Source organism: Devosia epidermidihirudinis (genome assembly GCF_000971295.1).
Classification (GTDB): domain Bacteria; phylum Pseudomonadota; class Alphaproteobacteria; order Rhizobiales; family Devosiaceae; genus Devosia; species Devosia epidermidihirudinis.
Genome location: NZ_LANJ01000016.1, coordinates 687,981 through 709,175, shown reverse-complemented (window position 1 = coordinate 709,175; position 21,195 = coordinate 687,981). Strand labels below are relative to the sequence as shown.

Below are 21,195 nucleotides of genomic sequence, written 5' to 3'. Positions count from 1 at the left end.
GTCCGGGTGATCCACGCCTCCGCGCACGCTGACAAATGGATTGCCCGGACAAGCCGGGCAATGACGGGGGAGAGTTTCGCGCCTCCCCCAAAGGCCCATCAGCCCCCCCTACCCCCGCTCAATCGACCCCATACGCTTGCTCGCCGTGGCCCAGCTCAGCTCCGTCGTCCGTGCAATGATCGCCTCGGCCAGTGTGAACAGCGCGCCATTGGCGTCCCATGTCCGCTCCAGACTTGTCCGGCAGGGCAGCACCAGTTTGGCGAAGCGGGAGACCGGGCTCATCCATTCATCAGTGATCAGCACGATATGGGCCCGCCGCGCCGCCAGTTCCGAGGCCACCTCGACAAGGCTCTCATCATAGCGGCGCACGTCAAAGATGATGGCGAGATCGCCCGCCTTCACGTCAATCAATTGATCGCCCCGCGTCGCGGGCCGGCCATCGAGCCGCCGCACGCCGGGACGGATCAGCCGCAGATGGGCTTCCAGATACCCGGCCAGAAAATCGGTAAAGCGACCACCGGCGAGGTAACAGGCGCCCTTGGCCTCGGCGAGGCGCGCGCACACATCCTCAAATTCGGACGCCGGGATCAGCGCCGCCGAGCCCCGCAGATTGCCGATAGCCTGCGTCACGAAATGATCGAGGAAATGCTCGTCGCCACCGGCCTTGCCGGCATTGGCAGTGCTGCGCTGCAAGGGGGATTTGGAGCGCTCTTCCAGCTCGTCGCGCAAGGCGCGCTGGAAGTCGGGATAGGATTTGTAGCCGAGCTGGGAGACAAACCGCAGCACCGTGGCCGAGCTTGCGCCGGACTGCTGAGCAAATTCGGCGACCGGCGCCAGTCCCAGCGTTGGATAGGAGCCGAGCAGCCCGCGAGCCGCACGTTTTTCAGCCGCCGTCAGACGATGGTTAGCGTCATGGATGCGCCCCGCAACCGACTTCCCCTCCATCGCCCCCTCTGAATTTTTGATTTCAGCATTGACAGTTTTTTAGATTGTGGAACTACTGATACAGACATTAATGCATCCTGCGTAGGGAAATTTGGACGCAATCGCGGAAAAATCCGTTCTGGTCACCAATGCGCGAGGGAGCTCCCCCTTCGTCATCGCCTGCGATCACGCCAGCAACCGTATTCCCCCGCGCTATGGCGATCTGGGCCTGTCGGAGAACGAACGCGTCAGCCATATCGCCTGGGACCCCGGCGCGCTGGCGGTGAGCCTGGCCCTCTCCGATCTGCTTGATGCGCCGGTTGTGCAATCGACCGTGTCGCGCCTCATCATCGACTGCAATCGCGACCTGGATGCGCCGGACCTGATCTGGACGCTGTCGGAAAAAACCCGCATCGCCGCCAACGAGCATCTGGGCGCCGCCGAGCGCAATTATCGCATCACCCACTATCACAAGCCGTTTCATGCCTCGCTTGAAACGCTGCTGGAGGCGCGACGCCACGCGGGCCAGGAGACGATCCTGGTCTGCATGCATTCGTTCACGCCCGTCTATCATGGCGTAGAGCGCCCTTGGCCGATCGGGCTGATCCATGGCGTCGATACCCGCTACACCAAGGCGGTGCTCGATGCGCTCAAGGCCGAAGACCCAGAATTGAATGTGGGCTGGAACGAGCCCTACGCCGCGCTCAACGGGGTGACGTTGACGCTGGAAAAACATGGCGACGGGCGCGGCCTCGACGCGACGATGATTGAAATCCGCAACAACGAAATTCTCGAACCCGCCGGGGTAACCCTTTGGGCCAACCGGCTGGCCCGCTGCCTCGTGACCGCGCGGGAGAAGCGCAAGAGGTAACGGCTATCCAGATCGATCCGCAGGTTCATTTTCGGGGGAAGTGACTATGGCTGAGACTAAGAGAGTCGGGAGTGTCGCGTATGCGACACGAGACAAGGATTATTTCGAGAAACGCGGCCTGCAACGCTATGCGGGCATTTGGTCACTCTGGGCGCTGGGCGTGGGCGCGGTGATCTCCGGCCACTTCTCGGGCTGGAACTTCGGTTTCATGACCGGCGGCTGGGGCGGCATGGTGGTCGCCGCTGGTATCATCGCCATCATGTATCTGGGCCTGGTTTCCTCCATTGCGGAAATGAGCCCGGCCCTGCCCCATACGGGTGCGGCCTATTCCTTCGCCCGCACCTCGATGGGGCCATGGGGCGGCTTTGTCACCGGCCTGTTTGAAAACGTTGAATATGTGCTGACACCGGCGGTGATCTGCACCTTCATCTCGGGCTATTTCGGCTCGATCACCGGGCTCGATACCGCCTGGTATCCGCTGCTCTGGGTGGTGTTCTTCGCCCTGTTCCTGTCGCTCAACATTTTTGGCGTGGCGCTCAGCTACAAGGTGACGCTCACCGTCACGCTGATCTCGCTGGCGGGTCTGGTGTTCTTCTGGTTCAGCGCCTTCCCGCATATCGATTTCTCCCGTTGGGCGCTCAATATCGGCGTTGGCCCGGATGGTGGCGCTGTCGAATTGCCAGAGGGCAATGGCTCGTGGTTCCCGTTTGGCTGGCAGGGTGTGTTGTCCACTCTGCCCTTCGCGGTCTGGCTGTTCCTTGCCATCGAGCAGGTGCCGCTGGCTGCAGAAGAGTCCGTCGATCCCAAGCGCGATATGCCACGCGGCATTCTGCTCGGCTTCTGCACCCTGCTGCTCAGCGCGTTCATGATCGTGCTGCTCAATCCATCCATTGCCGGCGTCGGTGCGTTCAGCCTCGGCTCCTCGCTTGAGCCTGCCCTGCAGGGCATTCGCGCCATCTATGGTGAAGCCGCTGCGCCGATCTTTGGCGTGGTCGCGCTGATCGGCCTGATCGCCTCGTTCCACACCATTCTCTATGCGCAGGGCCGTCAGGTCTATTCGCTGAGCCGCGCGGGCTACTTCCCGTCGGCGCTGTCGGTCACCCACACCAAGTATAAGACGCCCCATATCGCCATGATTTCGGGCGCCCTGCTGGGTCTGGCCGTGATGCTGACGATCTGGTTTGCAAATGGCGGCGGCGGCGATGGCCCCGATCAGCTGGGTGACGATATCATCGGCTCGGTGCTGCTCAACATGGCCGTGTTCGGCGCGATGCTGAGCTACATCATGCAGGCGCTCAGCTTCATCATCCTGCGGCGCAACCTGCCCAATATCGAGCGGCCATTCCGCTCGCCCGTGGGCATTCCCGGCGCCGTGCTGACCATCATCATCGCTGCCGTAACGCTGTTCTACCAGCTGCAGGATCCGAACTTCTACAAGGGCGTGATCTGGGTGGTGCTGTGGTGCGCCGTGGGCATTGTCTACTTCGCCCTGGTCGGCCGCCACAAGCTGATCATGTCGCCGGAAGAAGAGTTCGCGCTCGAACACAAGGCATAAGCCACGCGGCGTCCGGCGGTCGCGCCGGGCGCCATTCTATCTGTCTGGAGGAGACACAGAATGGCCTATACGCTTGCCGAACTCACGAAGGACGTCGCCGCGGGCAGCATTGATACCGTGCTCGTCGCCTTTCCAGACATGCAGGGTCGCATGATCGGCAAGCGCTTCCAGGCCGAGTATTTTCTGGAAATGGCCGAAGACGAAACCCATGGCTGCGATTACCTCCTGGCCGACGATATCGACATGGAACCGGTGCCCGGCTACGAGGCCGCCAACTGGGGCAAGGGCTATGGCGATTTCGTCATGAGGCCCGATCTGGCGACGCTGATGAAAGCCAGCTGGCTTGAGGGCACCGCCATCGTGTTGTGCGATCTCAGCGACCATCACCACCACGAGCCGATCCCGCATAGCCCGCGCGCCATTCTCAAGGCCCAGCTCGATCGCCTTGCCGCCATGGGCTACACCGCCAATGCCGCGACCGAGCTCGAATTTTACCTGTTCGACGAGGACTATCGCACCGTCGCGCAAAAGGGATATCGCGCCGCGCAGACGGCAGGCGATTACATTCAGGATTACAATATCTTCCAGACCACCAAGGAAGAAGGCGTGATGCGCGCGCTGCGCAAGCATCTGCAGGCCTCCGGCATTCCGGTCGAAAGCTCCAAGGGAGAATGGGGCCCCGGCCAGGAAGAGATCAACGTCAAATACGCCGATGCCCTCACCATGGCCGACCGCCATGTGGTGCTGAAAAACGCCACTAAGGAAATCGCCTATGCCCAGGGCAAGTCGGTGACCTTCATGGCCAAGTGGGATTATGCGCTGGCGGGCTCATCGAGCCACATCCACATGTCGCTGGCCGACATATCCGGCAAGTCCCTCTTCGCCGATTCCAGCGACGAGCGCGGCATGAGCACGTTGATGAAGCAGTTCATGGCGGGCCAGCTCGCCTATGCGCGCGACATCACCTATTTCCTCGCGCCCTATATCAACAGCTACAAGCGTTTCCAGGCGGGCACCTTCGCGCCCACCAAGGCGATCTGGAGTTCGGACAATCGCACCGCCGGTTTCCGGCTCTGCGGCGAACACTCCAAATCCATCCGCATCGAGTGCCGCATGGGCGGCGCTGATCTCAACCCCTACCTCGCCCTCGCCGCACTGATCGCTGCTGGGATCAAGGGGATTGAGGACAAGCTGGAGCTCGAACCGGTGTTTGTCGGCGACGCCTATATCACCAAGGAACTACGCGAAATCCCCAAGACGCTGCGCGAGGCCACCGATACGCTGCGCAACTCGGCCATGCTCAAATCCGCGTTCGGCGATCACGTCGTCGCCCATTATGTGCACACCGCCGAATGGGAACAGCTCGAATACGACCGCCGCGTCACCGATTGGGAACTCCAGCGCGGCTTCGAGCGGAGCTAGCCACGCCATGAGGAGGCCCCAATCCCTCACCACCGTCATTGCCGGGCTTGTCCCGGCAGCCACCGCGTCATTCCCGCGAAAGCGGGAATCTCCCTCTCCGGCCCAAGTGGGATTCCCGCTTTCGCGGGAATGACACCGAGTTAAAAGGCAAAAAAACCATGACCGAGACGGTCAAGATCATCTCCCCCATCGATGGCAGCGTCTATGCCGAGCGGCCATTGGCCAGCGCAACCGACATCGAGACCGCCGTGGTGCGCGCCAAGGCGGCGCGCCATAGCTGGGGCGAGACCACGATTGCCGAGCGGCAGAAAATCCTCAGCCATTTCCTCGATGCGTTGCTGCTGATGAACGATGACATCGTGCCCGAACTGGCCTGGCAGATGGGCCGCCCGATCCGTTTCGGCGGTGAAAAGCGGGGCGTCGAAGAGCGCGCGCGCTATATGATCGAGCTGGCCGCCGAGGCCCTCGCGCCATCGATCAAGCCCGAAAAAGAAGGCTTCACCCGCTACATCACCCGCGAGGCGCTGGGCACCGTGATGGTGATTGCGCCGTGGAACTACCCCTTCCTCACCGCCGTCAATTCCATCGTCCCCGGCCTGATGGCGGGCAATGCCATCATTCTCAAGCACGCCAGCCAGACCCTGCTGGCCGGTGAGCGCTTCGCCGCCGCCGCCGAAAGCGCGGGCCTGCCGCTCGGCCTGTTCCAGAACCTGGTGCTGGGCCATGCCGACACGGAAAAACTGATCGGCTCGGGCCAGATCGACCACATCAATTTCACCGGCTCGGTCGAAGGCGGCCGCCGCATCGAAAAGGCCGCCGCCGGCACCTTTGCCACGCTCGGCCTTGAGCTGGGCGGCAAGGACCCCGCCTATGTCCGCGCCGATGCCAATCTCGATAACGCCGTCGAAAACCTCGTCGATGGCTCGTTCTTCAACTCCGGCCAATCCTGCTGCGGCGTCGAGCGCATCTATGTGCATGAAAGCGTCTACGGCAATTTCGTCGAGCGCTTCATCGACAATGCCAAGGGCTGGACGCTGGGCAATCCGCTCGATGCCGACACGATTGTTGGCCCCATGGCGCGCGGCAATTTCGCCGACCATGTTCGCCAGCAGACCGAAGAGGCCCTGCGCGGCGGCGCGACGCGCCATCTCAATTCACGGCACGATCTCGACAAGCCCGGCTCGCCCTATCTCGCGCCCGAAGTGCTGACCAACGTCAACCACCAGATGTCGGTGATGCGTGAGGAGAGCTTCGGCCCCGTGGTCGGCATCATGAAAGTGGCCGATGACGCCGAGGCCATCACGCTAATGAACGACAGCCCCTATGGCCTCACCGCCTCGATCTGGACCGAAGATCTCGACGCAGCGGCCAAGCTCGGCGGCAGCATCGAGACCGGCACGGTCTTCGCCAATCGTTGCGACTATCTCGATCCGGCGCTGGTCTGGACAGGCGTCAAAGACACCGGCAAGGGCGGCGCCCTCTCCGAAATCGGCTACGCCAACCTGACCCAGCCCAAGAGCTATCATCTGAAGCGGGTGTAGTCAGGAAACCGATCACGCCCCATCGTCACCACCGGGCCTGTCCCGGTGGTCCATGCCACCGCCAGCGCGAAACCGCGATGGATTGCCGGGACAAGCCCGGCAATGACGCTGGTGGAAAGGCAAAAGCCGAACCGAACAACGAGGCCACAATGACCAAAGCCAACTGGAACTACCCCACCGCCATCAAGTTCGGCCCCGGCCGCATCGCCGAGCTCCCCGAAGCGCTGAAATCGGCAGGGATCACCAAGCCCCTGCTCGTCACCGACGCTGGCCTCGTCAATCTCCCGGTGACGCAGAAAACCATCCAGCTGCTCAAAGACGCGGGCTATGACGTCGGGGTGTTTGCCGATGTGAAACCCAACCCGATTTCGGCCAATGTGGAAGCCGGCATCAAGGTGCTGCGCGAAGGCGGCCATGATGGCGTCATCGCCTTTGGCGGCGGTTCGGGCCTCGATGTGGGCAAGGTCATCGCCTTCATGGCGGGCCAGACCCGCCCGATGTGGGACTTCGAGGACATTGGCGATTGGTGGACCCGCGCCGATCCCAAGGGCATTTTCCCAATCATCGCCGTACCGACCACCGCCGGCACCGGCTCTGAAGTGGGCCGTGCGGGCGTCATCACCGACGAAACCACCCACACCAAAAAGGTCATCTTCCATCCCCTGATGATGCCCAAGGTGGTGATCGCCGACCCCGAACTCACCGTCGGCATGCCGCAATTCATCACCGTGGGCACCGGCATGGATGCGCTGGCCCATTGCCTCGAAGCCTATTGCGCGCCGGGCTATCACCCGATGGCCGATGGCATCGCCGTCGAAGGCATTCGCCTCGTCTTCGAGAACCTGCCCAAGGTCTATGCCAATCCCAATGATGTCGAAGCGCGCGGCCACATGATGAGCGCCGCCGCCATGGGCGCCACCGCGTTCCAGAAGGGCCTTGGCGCCATTCACGCCCTCAGCCACCCCGTCGGCGCGCTCTATGACACCCATCACGGCATGACCAATGCGGTGTTCATGCCCTATGTGCTGGCGGTCAATAAATCGGCCATCGAAGCCCGCATCGCCCGGCTGTCGGCCTATCTCGGCCTCGCACCAACCTTTGAAGCCTTCCAGCACGCCGTCACCGCCCTCCGCCACCGCCTCGGCGTGCCGCACACCCTGGCCGACTTCAAAGTGGACGCCAGCAAACGCGAGCTGATCGGCGACATGGCAATCGTCGACCCCACCGCCGGCGGCAATCCGATCGAGTTGACCAAAGAACGCGCACTGGAGATTTTTGACCGGGCCATGGAAGGCCGGGTTTAAAGAGAGAATCCATCAGTCGACCTCCCTCCCCCTTGTGGGGAGGGACGCGCGATAGGACTTAGCTCCGGCTAAGTCCGTCATCGAGCAGGGTGGGGGTTTCTCTCCGCACACTCAATGCCTGGCCCTCCCCCACCCTTGATCCCTCCCCACAAGGGGGGAGGGAGACGACGGAGGACCTAGCCACTCACACGAGCGCCTAAGCAGCGTTCTCTTCCACCACCTCGGCCACCGTCGCCACCACGCCAATCTCGAACAGTGTATCGAGGTGCGTCGCCACGGCTTCGCCGAAACTTTGGTTGTCGGCCAGATCGGTGCCGAACACTTCGGTCAGGTCGGCCAGCCCGATATAGAGGTCTTCGGCGTCGTCGCCCGCGTCGGCGGCAATCGCCAGCATGCGCATGGCCAGCGGGTCGCGCACGTCGATGATTTCGCCAGCCTCATCAATGCCCATGACATAGCGCATCCACCCGGCCACCCCGAGCGCCAGCCGCTCGAACGGCTGCTCGGCCGCCATGCGGTCGCGAATGGTGCCCAGCAGACGCTGCGGCAGCTTCTGGCTGCCATCCATGGCAATCTGCCAGGTGCGGTGCTTGAGCGCGGGATTGCGGAAACGCTCGAGCAATCGGTCGCGATACCCACCAAGATCGGTGCCCGGCATATCGAGCGTCGGCATGACCTCATGGGTCATCAGCCCATGGATCAGCGCGACAAAATCATCGTCGCCCATGGCATCAGACACATGTTCATATCCAGCCAGATAGCCGAGATAGGCCAAGGTCGAGTGGCTGCCATTGAGCATGCGCAGCTTCATGCGCTCGAACGGCTCGACGTCGTCGACCAGCTGCGCGCCAACGCTTTCAAAGGGCGGGCGACCCTGCGGGAAATGATCCTCGATCACCCATTGGGTGAACGGCTCGGTCACGATCGGCCAGGCATCTTCCGCGCCGATCAGGCCCGCGATCTCGGCGCGGTCTTCATCGGTTGTGGCGGGCACGATGCGGTCCACCATAGTGCCGGGGAAAGCCACCTGCTCCACCCAAGCGCCCAGTTCGGCATCGCGCAGATGTGCCAGCCGCGTCACGATGCGCTGCACCGTCGCGCCATTGGAGGGCAGGTTATCGCAGCTCAGCACCGCAAACGGGGCAAGGCCTGCCGCACGACGACGCGCCAAGGCTTCAACGATAATGCCCGGCGCCGAGCGCGGTGCGGTTGGATTGGCCAGATCGTGGACGATATCGGGATGGGACGCGTCGAGCTCGCCCGTTGCCGGATCGTGGCAATAGCCCTTTTCGGTCACGGTCAACGAGACGATGCGAATGGCCGGATCGGCCATAGCAGCCAGCAGCTCTTCGCGCTGGCTATTGGCGTCGAGGACTTTGAGGATCGAGCCGATCACCCGTGCCTTGGTGCCCGAGGCGTCGCGCACGGCGACGGTATAAAGCCCGTCCTGCGGCTCCAGCGCGTCCTTGGTGTCGGGGCGACGCAGGCTCGCGCCGACAATACCCCAACTGGGGTGATCCTTGAGCAGATCGTCGACATAGACCGCCATATGCGCGCGGTGGAACGCGCCGATCCCCAGATGCACAATGCCGGGCGTGATCGCGGAGCGATCATAGTCGGGCAGGCGAACCCCGGCGGGGGCATTGGCGAGGGTGGCGGCGCTGAGGCGCGTCATGGTCGTCTCCGGCTTGGAAAGTAGGCGCACCATAGTGGCAATCATTCTTGTATGGAAGATTAGGCTGTTCTAAGGAGACCTCATGGTGAGCCTGTCGAACCACGAGGGCGTGGCCACCAGCTCCACGCGCTCGACCTCGTCCTTCGACACGCTCAGGATGAGGTCTTCTAAACTGCTTGCGCAAAAATAACACCGTCGGTAAGCGAAACGGGCATTAGAGAAGGATCAGGCTTTGGCACAGCAGCGCTTCGTCAGCATCGGTGAATGCATGATCGAGATGAGCGGTGGTGAGGACCGCACTTATCGCCTCGGCTATGCCGGTGATACGCTCAATACCGCCTGGTATATGCGCGCCCTGCTCGGCCAGGACTGGTCGGTCGATTACTTCACCGGCCTTGGCGATGATCGCTATTCCAGCGATATCCGCGGCTTTCTCGATGCCAACCAGATCGGCACCAGCCATATCCGCACCGTGCCCGGCCGCCGCCCCGGTCTCTATATGATCCACCAGCAGGATGGTGATCGCCACTTCACCTATTGGCGCGACACCTCCGCTGCCAAACTTTTGGCCGATGACAGGGATGCGCTGGCCGCTGCCGTCAAGGACGCCAAGGTGGTGTATTTCTCGGGCATTACCCTGGCCATTCTGGCTCCACGCGCCCGTGGCCGCCTGCTCGGCGCCATCGTCAAGGCGCGCGATGCGGGCGCCAAAGTGGTGTTCGACACCAATATCCGCCCGGCCCTGTGGACCAGCCCACGCGTCATGACGGCGGTGCTGACCGCGGCCGCCACGCTCTGCGATATCGTGCTGCCCACCCACACTGACGAAGCCCCGCTGTTCGGCGACACGTCCATCGACGACACGGCTGACCGCTACCTCGAACTCGGGGTTGAGGAAGTCGTGGTCAAGGATGGTGCGGGCGAAGCTGTCATTGCCACCGCCAATGAACGCGTCCGTGTCGCGCCCAAGCCAGGCGCCACAGTGGTCGACGCCACCGGCGCTGGCGACAGCTTCAATGGCGGTTATCTCTCGGCGCGGCTCGCCGGAAAGTCCCTGCGCGAAGCCGCCGAAAACGGCCACCGGGTTGCGGGCGTCGTCATCGGCCAAAAGGGCGCGCTGGTCGATCCCAAGCTGCTTGGTTAGAGGATACCCCCACCTAACCTCCCCCTGATAGGGGAGGAACCCGCGCAGCGGGCGTAACATGACATTGCCAAGAACTCAGCCTGTTCCTCCCCCTTTTCAGGGGGAGGCTAGGTGGGGGTACTCTTCCCCTTAAAACGCCCGGTCGCCCTGTTCGACCATATAGGCCAGTTCCTCGGCCGTGCTCTCGCGACCCAGCGCCTTGTTGCGGAATGGAAACCGCCCAAACCGTGCCACGGTATCGCGGTGCCCGGTCATGAAATCGAGCAGTGACGCGTCACCCAGCGCGGCGAACAGGCGAACGCCGTCCTCCTGCACCTTCAGCGATTCCGCGTGCATGAACGGCATGTAGAAGAACATGCGCCACTTCGCGTCGACCGCCTGATCGGCCCCGGCGCTGATGGCTTCCTGCGCCAATGCTGTCGCCATAGTGTCCTGCGCAAACGCCTTGGCCGATCCGCGATGCAATTGCCGGGAGAACTGGTCGAGCACGATCAGTTCGGCCAGCCGCCCTTCTGCAGTCTTGCGCCAGTCCCAGGCTTCGCCGCGCGCCACAGGGGGATGGGTCTCGGCAAAGCGCTCGGCCAGTGCCACGTCGAATTCGGGCTTGCCGCCAAACCAGTCATCCATGCCGTGATCGACAAACCAGAAATCAATGACGTCCTGTGCACTGCGCATTTTGACTCCTGAAATGCTGAACAGACGTCCTGCTCGTGAGCAGAGACGTCTGTTGGGTATCATAAAGGTCAGGCGACAACGATCTTGATCCGGTTACCAAATGGGTCCTGCGTTTCAATTCCGCCGGTGATCTGGTTGATCGGGGCCTTGGCCGTTTCCAGCCGCGTTATCACGCCGTCGAGCGTTGCCGCGTCGGGCAGCTCGATCGTGAACCAGCGCAGCCCGGCAGCACCGGCTGGGGGCAGCGTGGCATTGGGGCCCGACCAGATATTGAAGGCAATGGTGTGGGGCATGTAGTCGAGCCCGACGTCGCCCATGCCGAAGGAGTGGATCAGCAGGAACCCGGCAAAGCCGATGACATCGCGATAAAACTCCATCGCCACGCCAAGATCATTCACATGCACATGCACATGCCCGATCCGTGTGCCGGCCGGCATATAGGACTGCAGGCTGGGCTTGTCGCCCAGCTCCGCCAGAAGCCCATCGAGGTCGATCGGATCGCGCCCGGAATGGGGCTTGCCATCGGCCGTCACGGCATAGGTTTCGCCTTTTTCGGGATCGCCCAGCGAGCCACGCCAGGGCGTTTCGAAGGTGATTTCAATGCCATTGCCGTCGAGATCCCACAGATAGATCGCCTCGCTGACCAGGTGATCGGTGGGCGAAATGCGCACATTGCGCTGCAGCGCACGGACCGCCATCTGCGCCAGATCGGGGCGCGTCGGCACGTGGATGGCAACGTGATAGAGTCCGATTGTGCGTTGCACCGATGGGCGCGTGGCCCCGGTTTCGAGCACGATCAAAGGCTTGCCGCCCGCGCCCAGCGTCAGCTCATTGGCGCTCTCGGCAATCAGCTCAAGCCCGACCACGTCCTGCCAGATGGCAAGCGCCTTGGCGCGATCGGTTGCGGCGATATGGACCGGTCCCAGCTTGGTGGTCAGCGGCAGGATCGGCTTGGATTTCACGACGGTCTGAACGGATGCGTCAATCATGGTGATCCCCTGTTTGGTGTTGCTAGGGATATAGGCCCGCCAGTTCGTTCACGCTATCGCGACGCCAGCGAAGGCATTGTTCGGTAGAGTGTGAGCAATCGCACACCTCATGCCCAACCCACAATCGCGACCCTCTCCCACCCACCGGGCGTCCCTCTCCCTCCCCACCCACCGCGCGTCACCCTCGGGCTTGACCCGAGGGCTCTGTACTTCACTGCGCCCCCGGCAAGTGAAGACCCCTCGGGTCAAGCCCGAGGGTGACGATTGTGAGTCCAGGTGTAGGGCGACCGAAAGCCCCACCAAAACCAAAAACGCCGGAGCTTTCACCCCGGCGTTTATCTCTTATGCGGTCATCAGACCCTTGGTCAGTTCCAGCGCCTGCCGCTCGAACAGGCGCCGGTAGATGCCGCCCTTGAGCTGGATCAGCTGGGCGTGGTCGCCCTCTTCCACGATCTGGCCGCGGTCGAACACCAACAGGCGATCCAGCGCCCGCACGGTGGACAGACGGTGGGCAATCACCAGCGTGGTGCGGCCTTCCATCAGCCGTTCCATCGCTTCCTGGATCTGCACTTCGCTCTCGCTGTCGAGGCTCGAGGTGGCTTCGTCCAGAATGAGCACCCGCGCATCGGCCAGGAACGCCCGGGCAATGGCAACGCGCTGGCGTTCGCCACCCGACAGTTTCACGCCGCGCTCGCCCACCATGGTCTCATAGCCCTTGGGCAGGCGCTCGATGAACTCAGCCGCATTGGCCTGCTGGGCCGCCAGCTCGATCTCGGCGCGGGTTGCGCCGGGGCGGGCATAGGCGATGTTTTCGGCCAGCGTCCGGTGAAACAGAATGGGCTCCTGCTGCACGATGGCGATCTGGCTGCGCAGGCTCGACTGCTGCACATCGGCAATATTCTGCCCGTCGATGGTGATGGCACCCTGGTTGACGTCATAGAGCCGCTGGATCAGCTTGACGAAGGTCGTCTTGCCCGATCCGGAATGCCCAACCAGACCCACGCGCTCGCCCGGCGCAATCTTGACCGAAAAGTCGCGATAGAGCGGGGTTGGGTGCGAGCCATACTGGAACGTCACGTTGTCGAAGTTGATGCCACCAGCCGCGATCTGGATCGGCTTGGCCTTTGGCTTGTCGACAATGCCATAGCTCTGGCTGTCCAGCGCCACCAGCTCTTCCATATCGTTCACCGAACGCTGCAGATTGCGGATGTGCTGGCCCACGTCGCGCAAGTGCCCCTGCAGCACGAAGAACATGGTCAGAACGAAGGTAATGTCACCCGGCGAAGCCGCACCCTGCTGCCACAGCAGCAGCGCCGTGCCCAGAATGGCGGTCTGCATGATCGCCATCATCAGGCCCTGCACGCCACCATTGATGGTGCCGCGCTGCCAGAGGCGCTTGGTGCGCAAGCGCCACTTGCCAACAACCTTGCCCAAAATGGCTTCTTCGCGATCTTCCGCGCCAAACGCCTTCACCACCGAGTTGCAGCTGACCGCGTCGGCCAGCGAGCCACCCATGCGGGTGTCCCAGGTGTTGGCGAGGGTGCCGGCTGGCGCGACAAAGTTGGTCGAAAGCCAAACCGTGACGCTGACATAGATGATCGAGCCCAGACCAACGACAAGGCCCATTACCGGCCAAGCCATGCCCAGGATCACCGTCGCACCGATCAGCATGACGATGGATGGCCACAGGGCCACCAGCAGCACGTCATTGAGCAGGTCGATGGCGCCAGAGCCACGCGTGATCTTGCGCACGGTGGAGCCAGCGAAGTTATTGGCGTGCCAATCGGTCGAGAAGCGCTGCACCTTGTGGAAGGCCGTGGCGATCACGTCGTTCATCATGCGCAGCGTAAAGGCGATGATGTTGAAAAACACGAACTGGCGCAGCACGACCGAGGCGACATAAAGCCCAGCCATGGTCCAGAACGCCGTGACGGCTGGCACCCAGAAGTCAGCATTGGTACCGCTCCCCGATGCAACCGCATCGACCAGTCGACCGGCAAAGATTGGGCTCAGCGCTTCGGCCAGCGTCGCGCAGAACACCAACACGGCGATGGCAGCGGCGCGGCCGGGCTGGTTGGCCCAGTGGCGGAAGGTAAAGCCGAGCACATTGCGGAATGCATCGGCCGACAGCACAGGTTTTTTTCTGCTCATTAGTGGCGACCCGACCCCGTTACCGAAGGACGGCCTCAAGACAAGAAAGTAAAAGGCACAGCCGGACCGGGTAAAAAACGACCCTGATAGGTCAGATCAAGCAGGCTGTGAGGGAAAGAACCGAAAGGGGCAGCGGCCAAAACAGGTGGGCCGCGAATAGCGTGTTAACGCGGAGAATTGCCCGGAGGGAGATCGATGAATGAAACTGTCATGCAACGCCTCCCTTGGTTCGAAATTTTGAAGCGACAGGACGTTTTGTAGACAAAGCGTTCGGGCTTGCCAACCAGCAATTTCGACGAGAACGCTTGAGTGATGCTGAAAAACCACAACGCCTCTGGGCGGCGACCCAGAGGCGTTGTCATCGCGGGTGGACGCAGCCGTCAGGGCCGCGGAGCGAGCGCTCAGTCGCGATGGTCGCGTGCCCCAGGCGCGACGATGTTGCGCGTGGCCAACAGGCCATAGCCCGTGCCGACCGCGAAAGTGCCAAAGATTGCGAAGATAGCGAGGAAGACGGGGTGAAGGATCAAGGCCATTTGCAGCTCCTGTTGGTTTGGCCAATCCATCCCACTTCGGCGGCGAAAAACTTTGATTTAGGTCAAGACAATTTTCGATTTCGCCGGGTGGTCACTTGCGCTGCGCGGCGCTAGGCTCAGCCCCAATCAGACTCAAGAACAAAGAGGCATTCGCCCAAATGACCACCTCCCCCATTGATCCGGTCAAACTCGACAAACTCGCACAGGTCGCCATCAAGGTCGGCCTGCAGCTGGCCGAAGGCCAGGACCTGGTGATGACCGCGCCGCTGACTGCGGCTCCGCTGGTCCGCCGCATCACCGAGCACGCGTATAAGGCTGGCGCGGGTCTGGTCACCACCATCTACTCCGATGAAGAAGCGACCCTGGCCCGCTACAAGCACGCCAATAGCGCCAGCTTCGACAAGGCCGCTGGCTGGCTCTATTCGGGCATGGCCGAAGCCTTCAAGGGCAATGCCGCGCGTCTCGCCATTGCGGGCGACAATCCGATGATGCTGGCGGGGCAGGATACCGACAAGGTCAGCCGCGCCATGCGCGCCAATTCGGCGGCCTATAAGCCCGCCCTGCAGCTGATCACCGGTTTTGATATCAACTGGAACATCGTGTCTTATCCAAGCGCCGCCTGGGCCAAGCTGGTATTTCCCGATGACAGCGAAGAAGTCGCCGTTGGCAAGCTTGCCGATGCGATCTTCAAGGCCAGCCGCGTTGATGTGGACGATCCCATTGCCGCTTGGGCAGACCACAATGCCAACCTCAAGAAGCGCTGGACTTGGCTCAACGGCAAGGCCTTCGCCTCGCTCAAATATACCGGCCCCGGCACCGATCTCACCGTGGGTCTGGCCGATGGTCACCGCTGGAAGGGTGGCGCGTCCGAAGCCAAGAACGGCATCACCTGCAACCCCAATATTCCGACTGAAGAAGTCTTCACTACGCCGCATCGTCTGCGGGTCGAGGGCTATGTCGCGGCGACCAAGCCGCTCAGCCACAATGGTGCGCTGATCGAGGAGATGCAGGCGCGCTTTGAGGGTGGCCGTCTGGTCGAGCTCAAGGCTGCCAAGGGCCAGGACATCTTCAACAAAGTGCTCGACACCGATGAAGGTGCGCGTCGTCTGGGCGAAGTGGCACTGGTGCCGCATTCCTCGCCGATTTCGGCATCGGGCATCCTGTTCTTCAACACGCTCTACGACGAAAACGCCTCCTGCCATATCGCGCAGGGCCAGTGCTATTCCGATTGCTTCGTGGATGGCAAAGACCTGTCGCAGGAGCAGATTTTTGCTCAGGGCGGCAACACCTCCAACATCCACATCGACTGGATGATCGGCAGCGACAAGATCGACATTGATGGCGTCCATGCCGATGGCACCACTGAGCCAGTCATGCGCAAGGGCGAATGGGCCAACTAATGCACTTTGCCAACGCATCGCTTGTTGCCGTTACAATGCTGGCGCTGGTTCATCCAGCGCTGGCACGGGATTACGAAGTGCTCGACCGAGACTTCGTGGTCATCACCAGCGATGCGGATGGCGAGAGCGTGGCGACCAGCACCGACATCGTGCCGCTGATTGCCGGCACGTGTTACGAATGGCAGCTCAAGCTGGCCAAAGCCAAGCTGCCGGTCAGTGTCACGGAGCTGTTTACGCTTCCCGGTGCCCCGAGCGATTGGGGCTCCACCGATACGACCAGTCTTTCCGCCGATGGCCGGAGCATCACCACCCAGCTCGAGTTGCAACCGGCCGAGAGCTGGATCTGGCACACCTGGTGCGTGCTTGAAGGGGATCCTGCGGGCCCGCACGAGATCGTCGTGATGGCTGGCGAGCGCGAATTGGCCCGGTTTGATTTCACCGCCAAATCGGCCCATTTGGGTAGCACGAAGTCCAAAAAGCGATAGCAGTTCGCTAACGATTTACGCGGACATGTGAAGCGTTGGCGTCACCCGTTCGTTTGCCAAACCGCGAAAGTCATGTCTGCGCCATGCGCCTCGCCCACCGCTCCTATCGCGCCATTCTGGCTCTGAGCGCTGCCATTGTTTTGCTGGCAGGCGGGCTCGCCGTGGACATCTGGCGCTATGCCGGGCAGGCCTCAAGCCAACCCGCTGATGCTGCACTGGTTTTGGGCGCGGCCGTGCTTTGGGACCGCCCCAGCCCCGTGCTGGTCGAGCGCCTTCGACACGCCCAGACCCTCTATGAAAACGGCCAGGTCAGCCGCATCATCGTCACCGGCGGGCGCAGCCCGGAGGACAAACTCAGCGAAGCGGTGGCAAGCCGTAACTGGTTGATAGATAACGGCGTTCCAGCGTCCGCTATCGTCATGGAAGATCAATCGCGCACGACAATCGAGAACTTCGCCCTCGCCGTGCCAGTGATGGAAAAAGCCGAGATCGGCACGACCCTGATCGTCTCGGATCCCCTGCATATGCGCCGCGCCATGCTGATCGCCAATCGCGTCGGCATGGCAGCACAACCCTCGCCCACCACCACCAGCCGCTATCTCAGCTGGCAGACCACGCTCCCCTTCCTGTTTCGGGAAGTCTGGTTGATTGGGCAATATGTGCTGACGGGCACCTGAGTGCGAACCCATCGTTACTGCTAAGCAACGGTAACACCATAGAAATATTCGAGCGGCATAGTTTCGTGCAAACGAAAAAGGCCGTGCCGATGACGAAGTCACCGACGATCACTACGCCTTCTCAGCCCGCACAGACCAAGGTGGAGCGGCTCTACAAAGCAGGACTGAATTCCTTGCTGGCCATGGGTCTGGCACGCGCCGTCCTGGTCGCGACGATTGTGTCGATTCTGCTGTCATTGCTGGTCTGTGGCACAGCGATTTACGTCACCATGCCGCAGACTATGTTGGAGGAATGGGTTTACTTTGCCATCATCACACCGGCTGTCGTCTCGCCACTGGTGAGCTTGGTGATCTTCAAAATGGCCTATGAACTGGCCGAAACCCGCGCCGCACTGGCCAATGCGGCTTCGACTGATCACCTGACAGGCCTCGCCAACCGCCGCCAGTTCCTTGAAAGCGCCCAACGCGATGTCGCCCTTGCCCGGCGCAGGCAATCGCCCGCCGCGCTGGTGATGATGGACATCGATCACTTCAAGGCGTTGAACGACCGCTTCGGGCATGCCGGAGGCGACGCGGTCTTGGTGGCAATTTCGGCGGCCTGCAATGCGCGCCTGCGCCAGACCGATCTTCTATGCCGTTGGGGCGGCGAAGAATTCATCGTCCTGCTGCCCATGTGCGGGCTGGAAGACGCCGTCAGAGTGGCGGAAAACCTGCGCCGGACGGTGGAAAACACGCAGGTCGACGGCATCGACACGGTGATCACCATGAGCCTTGGCGCGACGGAGATTACTCTTGAGGAGCCGCTCGACAACGCCATTGCCAAGGCGGATGAGCAACTCTATCGCGCCAAGGCGGCGGGCCGCAATCAGGTGCAGCCGCCGCTTGGCTTGTTGGCGTCGCCCGCCTAGCCGCGGAATTCGTTGGCGGCGATCGACTCGGGCTTCATCTGAATGGAGAAGCCGGGCAGCTTTGGCGGCATATAGGCCGCGTTCTGGATGTCGCATGGCTCGATGAAGTGCTCGTGCAGGTGATCGACGAACTCGATCACGCGGCCTTCCTTGGTGCCCGAAACGACCAGATAGTCGATCATCGACAGGTGCTGAACATATTCGCAAAGCCCCACGCCACCGGCATGTGGCCACACTGGCAGGTTGTACTTGGCGGCCATCAGCAGCACCGACAGCACTTCGTTCAGACCACCGATACGGCAGGCATCGATCTGTACGATGTCGATGGCGCCGTCCTTGATGAACTGCTTGAACATGATGCGGTTCTGGCACATTTCGCCGGTCGCAACCTTGACCGGAGCGATGGCCTGACGGATCGCCTTGTGGCCCGAAACGTCATCGGGGCTGGTTGGCTCTTCGATGAAGTATGGGTTGAAGCGGCTGAGTTCCTTGACCCAGTCGATCGCCTGATCGACTTCCCAAACCTGGTTGGCGTCGATCATCAGGAAGCGATCTGGCCCCATGATCGAGCGCACGATTTCAAGCCGACGGATATCGTCTTCGAGGTCGCGGCCAACCTTCATCTTGATGTGCTGGAAGCCTTCGGCCACAGCCTCAGTCGCAAGGCGCGTCAGCTTCTCGTTAGAGTAGCCCAGCCAGCCTGCGGAGGTCGTGTAGCACTGATAGCCCTCGGCCTTCAGGGTTGCGACGCGCTCGGCCTTGCCAGCTTCGGCCTTCTTGAAAATGGCCAACGCCTCTTCGGGCGTGATGGCGTCGGTGAGGTAGCGGAAGTCGATGATCGACACCAGCTGCTCAGGCGTCATGTCGGCCACTAGTTGCCAGACCGGCTTGCCCGCATCCTTACCCAACAGATCCCACACCGCGTTGACCACAGCGCCAGTAGCAAGGTGCATGGCGCCCTTGTCCGGGCCAATCCAGCGCAGCTGGCTGTCGCCGGTTACGTGGCGCCAGAAGCGACCTGGGTCCTCGGAAATCCAGGCGAGGTCGAGACCGACCACGCGGCTTTCGAGCGCCTTGATGGCCGCCACGACAACTTCGTTGCCACGACCGATGGTGAAAGTGAGGCCATGGCCTTCATGGTCCCCATCGGTGCCCAGAATGACATAGGCCGCCGAGTAATCGGGATCGGGATTCATCGCGTCAGACCCGTCCAGCGAAGCCGAAGTCGGAAAGCGAAGGTCGTGGGTACGCAGGGACGTAATCTTTGTCATGGCAAACTCGCAGAGAGAAACTTTGCACGGGGGAAGCGTGCGTTAAGCATGTGGGTTAACGGTACGGAACCGTCGACATGGCATGGTGAGGACAAGCCGCACTGCCTTGTGGCCGACGAGGACGAAAAGTGCAGACGACGAAATTTTCTGAAAATTATGCGCGATACTACGCATGGATGCTGAAGCTGGGCGTCGCCAGGGCTTTGGCGCTGACCACTGCGATTGCGACAACGACGTCCGTTCTGGTCACTATCGCTGTCATGCTCGTCTTGCCCGCGCCAGAAGGCTTTTTCTGGTACGGCATTCTGGTGGCTATTCTTTCGCCCGTGCTGAGCGCGCCCGGCTTGGGTCTGCTGGCCTGGCGGATGGTCTATCATCTCGATGCGGCTCAGACCGCGTTGACCCGCGCAGCCGATACCGATGCGCTGACCGGCGTCGCCAATCGCCGCTCCTTCATGGTGGAAGCCGAGCTGGCATTCTCCAATGCGCGGGCGACTGGAGCACCGATGGCCATCGTCATGCTGGACATCGATCACTTCAAGGCAATCAACGACACCTATGGCCATAGCATCGGCGATGACGTGCTGCGCGCTGTTGCGCGCGCCTGCAACGAAGGGCTGCGTGGCAGCGATTGTTTCGCGCGCTTCGGTGGCGAGGAATTCGTCGCTCTCTTGCGCATGACCGACGGACGCAACGCGCTCACCGTCGCAGAAATGCTGCGCAAGACCGTCGCCAATCTGGCTTTCCCGCACAAGACCCCGCCCAGCGTGACTGTCAGCCTGGGCGTTGCGGGTTACACGGCGAGCTGCAATAGCCTGCATGATATCCTCAATGAAGCCGATCGGCAGCTTTATGCCGCCAAGGCTGCCGGCCGGAACCGGGTCGCGTCGGAAACCAACGCAGCCCGCATTGCGTCGTAATCAGGCGGTCCAGCCGCCATCGATGATATGCACCTGACCGGTGGTGTAGGTAGCGCCGGCGAGATAGACCGCAAGATCGGCAACCTCTTCTGGGCGCGCGATACGGCCAATCGGCTGGCGCGCAATGAACGCCTTCTGGGCGCCTTCAAAGTCGCCAGTTGCGTGCCAGCGCTCGTGCAGCGATGGCGAATCCACCGTGCCGGGGCAGATGGCGTTGACGCGGATATTGGACGTGGTGAAGTCCGAGGCGATCGACTTGGTCAGCCCGATCACCGCGGCCTTGGAAATCGAATAGGCGGCGCGGTTAGGCACGCCTTTGATGGATGACGCGACGGTGGCCATATTGACGATGGCGCCGTCCTTGCGCTCCAGCATTTGCGGCAGAATGGCCTGAATGGTGCGGATCTGCGCCTTGACGTTGAGGTCGAGTGCGAAGTCGAGATCCTTGTCGCTCATCTCCAGCACATTGCCGGAATGCACCACGCCAGCGCAGTTGAACAGCACATCGATGCGACCGATTTCGGCCACGGCCTGCTTGACCGCATCAGCCGACAGCACATCGAGGATACGCGTCGTGACATTGGGCAGACCATCGAGCTCGGCCAGCTTGGCCGCATTGATGTCGGTCGCGATCACCTTGGCACCAGCGGCGACAAAGGCGTCGACCGAGGCGCGACCAATGCCCTGGGCAGCGGCGGTGATGAGGACGATTTTTCCGTTCAGGTCAGCCATGGAAGTACTCTTCTGGAG

Annotated in this window: 19 protein-coding genes; 11 read left to right on the top strand and 8 right to left on the bottom strand. The window is 61.9% G+C overall.

What is annotated here, in order from left to right; translation table 11 throughout:
* Window positions 1-108 precede the first annotated feature (108 nt).
* On the bottom strand, window positions 109-945 hold the full coding sequence (locus WH87_RS11710; protein WP_046139004.1) for a MurR/RpiR family transcriptional regulator: 837 nt from the start codon (window positions 943-945) through the stop codon (window positions 109-111).
* Window positions 946-1,036: 91 nt separating this feature from the next.
* Between WH87_RS11710 and WH87_RS11705 the strand changes: the two genes are divergently transcribed.
* The 5 genes from WH87_RS11705 to WH87_RS11685 all read left to right on the top strand — a co-directional run bounded on the left by WH87_RS11705 (window position 1,037) and on the right by WH87_RS11685 (window position 7,617).
* Window positions 1,037-1,795, top strand: coding sequence for an N-formylglutamate amidohydrolase (locus WH87_RS11705; RefSeq protein WP_046139005.1), 759 nt, complete (start codon window positions 1,037-1,039; stop codon window positions 1,793-1,795).
* Window positions 1,796-1,841: 46 nt separating this feature from the next.
* Window positions 1,842-3,350, top strand: a complete 1,509-nt coding sequence (locus tag WH87_RS11700; RefSeq protein WP_046139006.1) for an amino acid permease — start codon at window positions 1,842-1,844, stop codon at window positions 3,348-3,350.
* Between the two features lie 60 nt (window positions 3,351-3,410).
* Window positions 3,411-4,772: a glutamine synthetase family protein gene (locus tag WH87_RS11695; protein ID WP_046139007.1), complete on the top strand. Its 1,362-nt coding sequence runs from the start codon at window positions 3,411-3,413 to the stop codon at window positions 4,770-4,772.
* 158 nt (window positions 4,773-4,930) lie between these two features.
* Window positions 4,931-6,313 (top strand): aldehyde dehydrogenase family protein, encoded by a 1,383-nt coding sequence (locus WH87_RS11690; protein ID WP_046139008.1) that lies wholly within the window; start codon window positions 4,931-4,933, stop codon window positions 6,311-6,313.
* 149 nt (window positions 6,314-6,462) lie between these two features.
* A complete protein-coding gene (locus WH87_RS11685) occupies window positions 6,463-7,617 on the top strand; it encodes an iron-containing alcohol dehydrogenase (protein WP_046139725.1) in 1,155 nt (384 codons plus the stop codon).
* Window positions 7,618-7,813: 196 nt separating this feature from the next.
* On the opposite strand, the gene WH87_RS11680 is transcribed toward WH87_RS11685, so the two are convergent.
* Complete coding sequence (locus tag WH87_RS11680; protein WP_046139726.1) at window positions 7,814-9,292, bottom strand: mannitol dehydrogenase family protein; 1,479 nt, start codon at window positions 9,290-9,292, stop codon at window positions 7,814-7,816.
* A gap of 232 nt (window positions 9,293-9,524) precedes the next feature.
* Here WH87_RS11680 and WH87_RS11675 point away from each other — a divergent pair, with 232 nt between their 5' ends.
* The gene (locus tag WH87_RS11675) at window positions 9,525-10,436 is read left to right on the top strand and encodes a sugar kinase (RefSeq protein WP_281175238.1); all 912 of its coding nucleotides are present in this window, start codon (window positions 9,525-9,527) and stop codon (window positions 10,434-10,436) included.
* Window positions 10,437-10,565: 129 nt separating this feature from the next.
* On the opposite strand, the gene WH87_RS11670 is transcribed toward WH87_RS11675, so the two are convergent.
* The 4 genes from WH87_RS11670 to WH87_RS20210 all read right to left on the bottom strand — a co-directional run bounded on the left by WH87_RS11670 (window position 10,566) and on the right by WH87_RS20210 (window position 14,784).
* Window positions 10,566-11,111 carry a DUF924 family protein gene (locus WH87_RS11670; protein WP_046139009.1) on the bottom strand — a complete coding sequence of 182 codons (546 nt, stop codon included), beginning with the start codon at window positions 11,109-11,111 and terminating at the stop codon, window positions 10,566-10,568.
* A 68-nt stretch (window positions 11,112-11,179) separates the two neighbouring features.
* Window positions 11,180-12,100 carry a VOC family protein gene (locus WH87_RS11665; RefSeq protein WP_046139010.1) on the bottom strand — a complete coding sequence of 307 codons (921 nt, stop codon included), beginning with the start codon at window positions 12,098-12,100 and terminating at the stop codon, window positions 11,180-11,182.
* A 342-nt stretch (window positions 12,101-12,442) separates the two neighbouring features.
* Window positions 12,443-14,251 (bottom strand): ABC transporter ATP-binding protein, encoded by a 1,809-nt coding sequence (locus WH87_RS11660; RefSeq protein ID WP_046139011.1) that lies wholly within the window; start codon window positions 14,249-14,251, stop codon window positions 12,443-12,445.
* Window positions 14,252-14,652: 401 nt separating this feature from the next.
* Window positions 14,653-14,784, bottom strand: coding sequence for a hypothetical protein (locus WH87_RS20210; protein WP_281175237.1), 132 nt, complete (start codon window positions 14,782-14,784; stop codon window positions 14,653-14,655).
* A gap of 158 nt (window positions 14,785-14,942) precedes the next feature.
* On the opposite strand from WH87_RS20210, the gene WH87_RS11655 reads away from it, so the two are divergent.
* The 4 genes from WH87_RS11655 (at window position 14,943) to WH87_RS11640 (ending at window position 18,254) form a co-directional block, all read left to right on the top strand.
* A complete protein-coding gene (locus WH87_RS11655; protein ID WP_046139012.1) occupies window positions 14,943-16,184 on the top strand; it encodes an aminopeptidase in 1,242 nt (413 codons plus the stop codon).
* Window positions 16,184-16,669, top strand: coding sequence for a hypothetical protein (locus tag WH87_RS11650; protein ID WP_046139013.1), 486 nt, complete (start codon window positions 16,184-16,186; stop codon window positions 16,667-16,669). The genes WH87_RS11655 and WH87_RS11650 overlap by 1 nt, the downstream gene beginning before the upstream one ends.
* A 35-nt stretch (window positions 16,670-16,704) precedes the next feature.
* Window positions 16,705-17,346, top strand: a complete 642-nt coding sequence (locus WH87_RS11645; protein ID WP_197410789.1) for a YdcF family protein — start codon at window positions 16,705-16,707, stop codon at window positions 17,344-17,346.
* A gap of 89 nt (window positions 17,347-17,435) precedes the next feature.
* Window positions 17,436-18,254 carry a GGDEF domain-containing protein gene (locus WH87_RS11640; RefSeq protein ID WP_052726402.1) on the top strand — a complete coding sequence of 273 codons (819 nt, stop codon included), beginning with the start codon at window positions 17,436-17,438 and terminating at the stop codon, window positions 18,252-18,254.
* Here the strand turns inward: WH87_RS11640 and WH87_RS11635 are convergent.
* A complete protein-coding gene (locus WH87_RS11635; RefSeq protein ID WP_046139015.1) occupies window positions 18,251-19,525 on the bottom strand; it encodes an L-fuconate dehydratase in 1,275 nt (424 codons plus the stop codon). The genes WH87_RS11640 and WH87_RS11635 overlap by 4 nt on opposite strands.
* 128 nt (window positions 19,526-19,653) lie before the next feature.
* Here WH87_RS11635 and WH87_RS11630 point away from each other — a divergent pair, with 128 nt between their 5' ends.
* A complete protein-coding gene (locus tag WH87_RS11630; RefSeq protein ID WP_156458202.1) occupies window positions 19,654-20,445 on the top strand; it encodes a GGDEF domain-containing protein in 792 nt (263 codons plus the stop codon).
* On the opposite strand, the gene WH87_RS11625 is transcribed toward WH87_RS11630, so the two are convergent.
* Complete coding sequence (locus WH87_RS11625; protein WP_046139016.1) at window positions 20,446-21,177, bottom strand: SDR family oxidoreductase; 732 nt, start codon at window positions 21,175-21,177, stop codon at window positions 20,446-20,448.
* Between the last annotated feature and the right edge of the window lie 18 nt (window positions 21,178-21,195).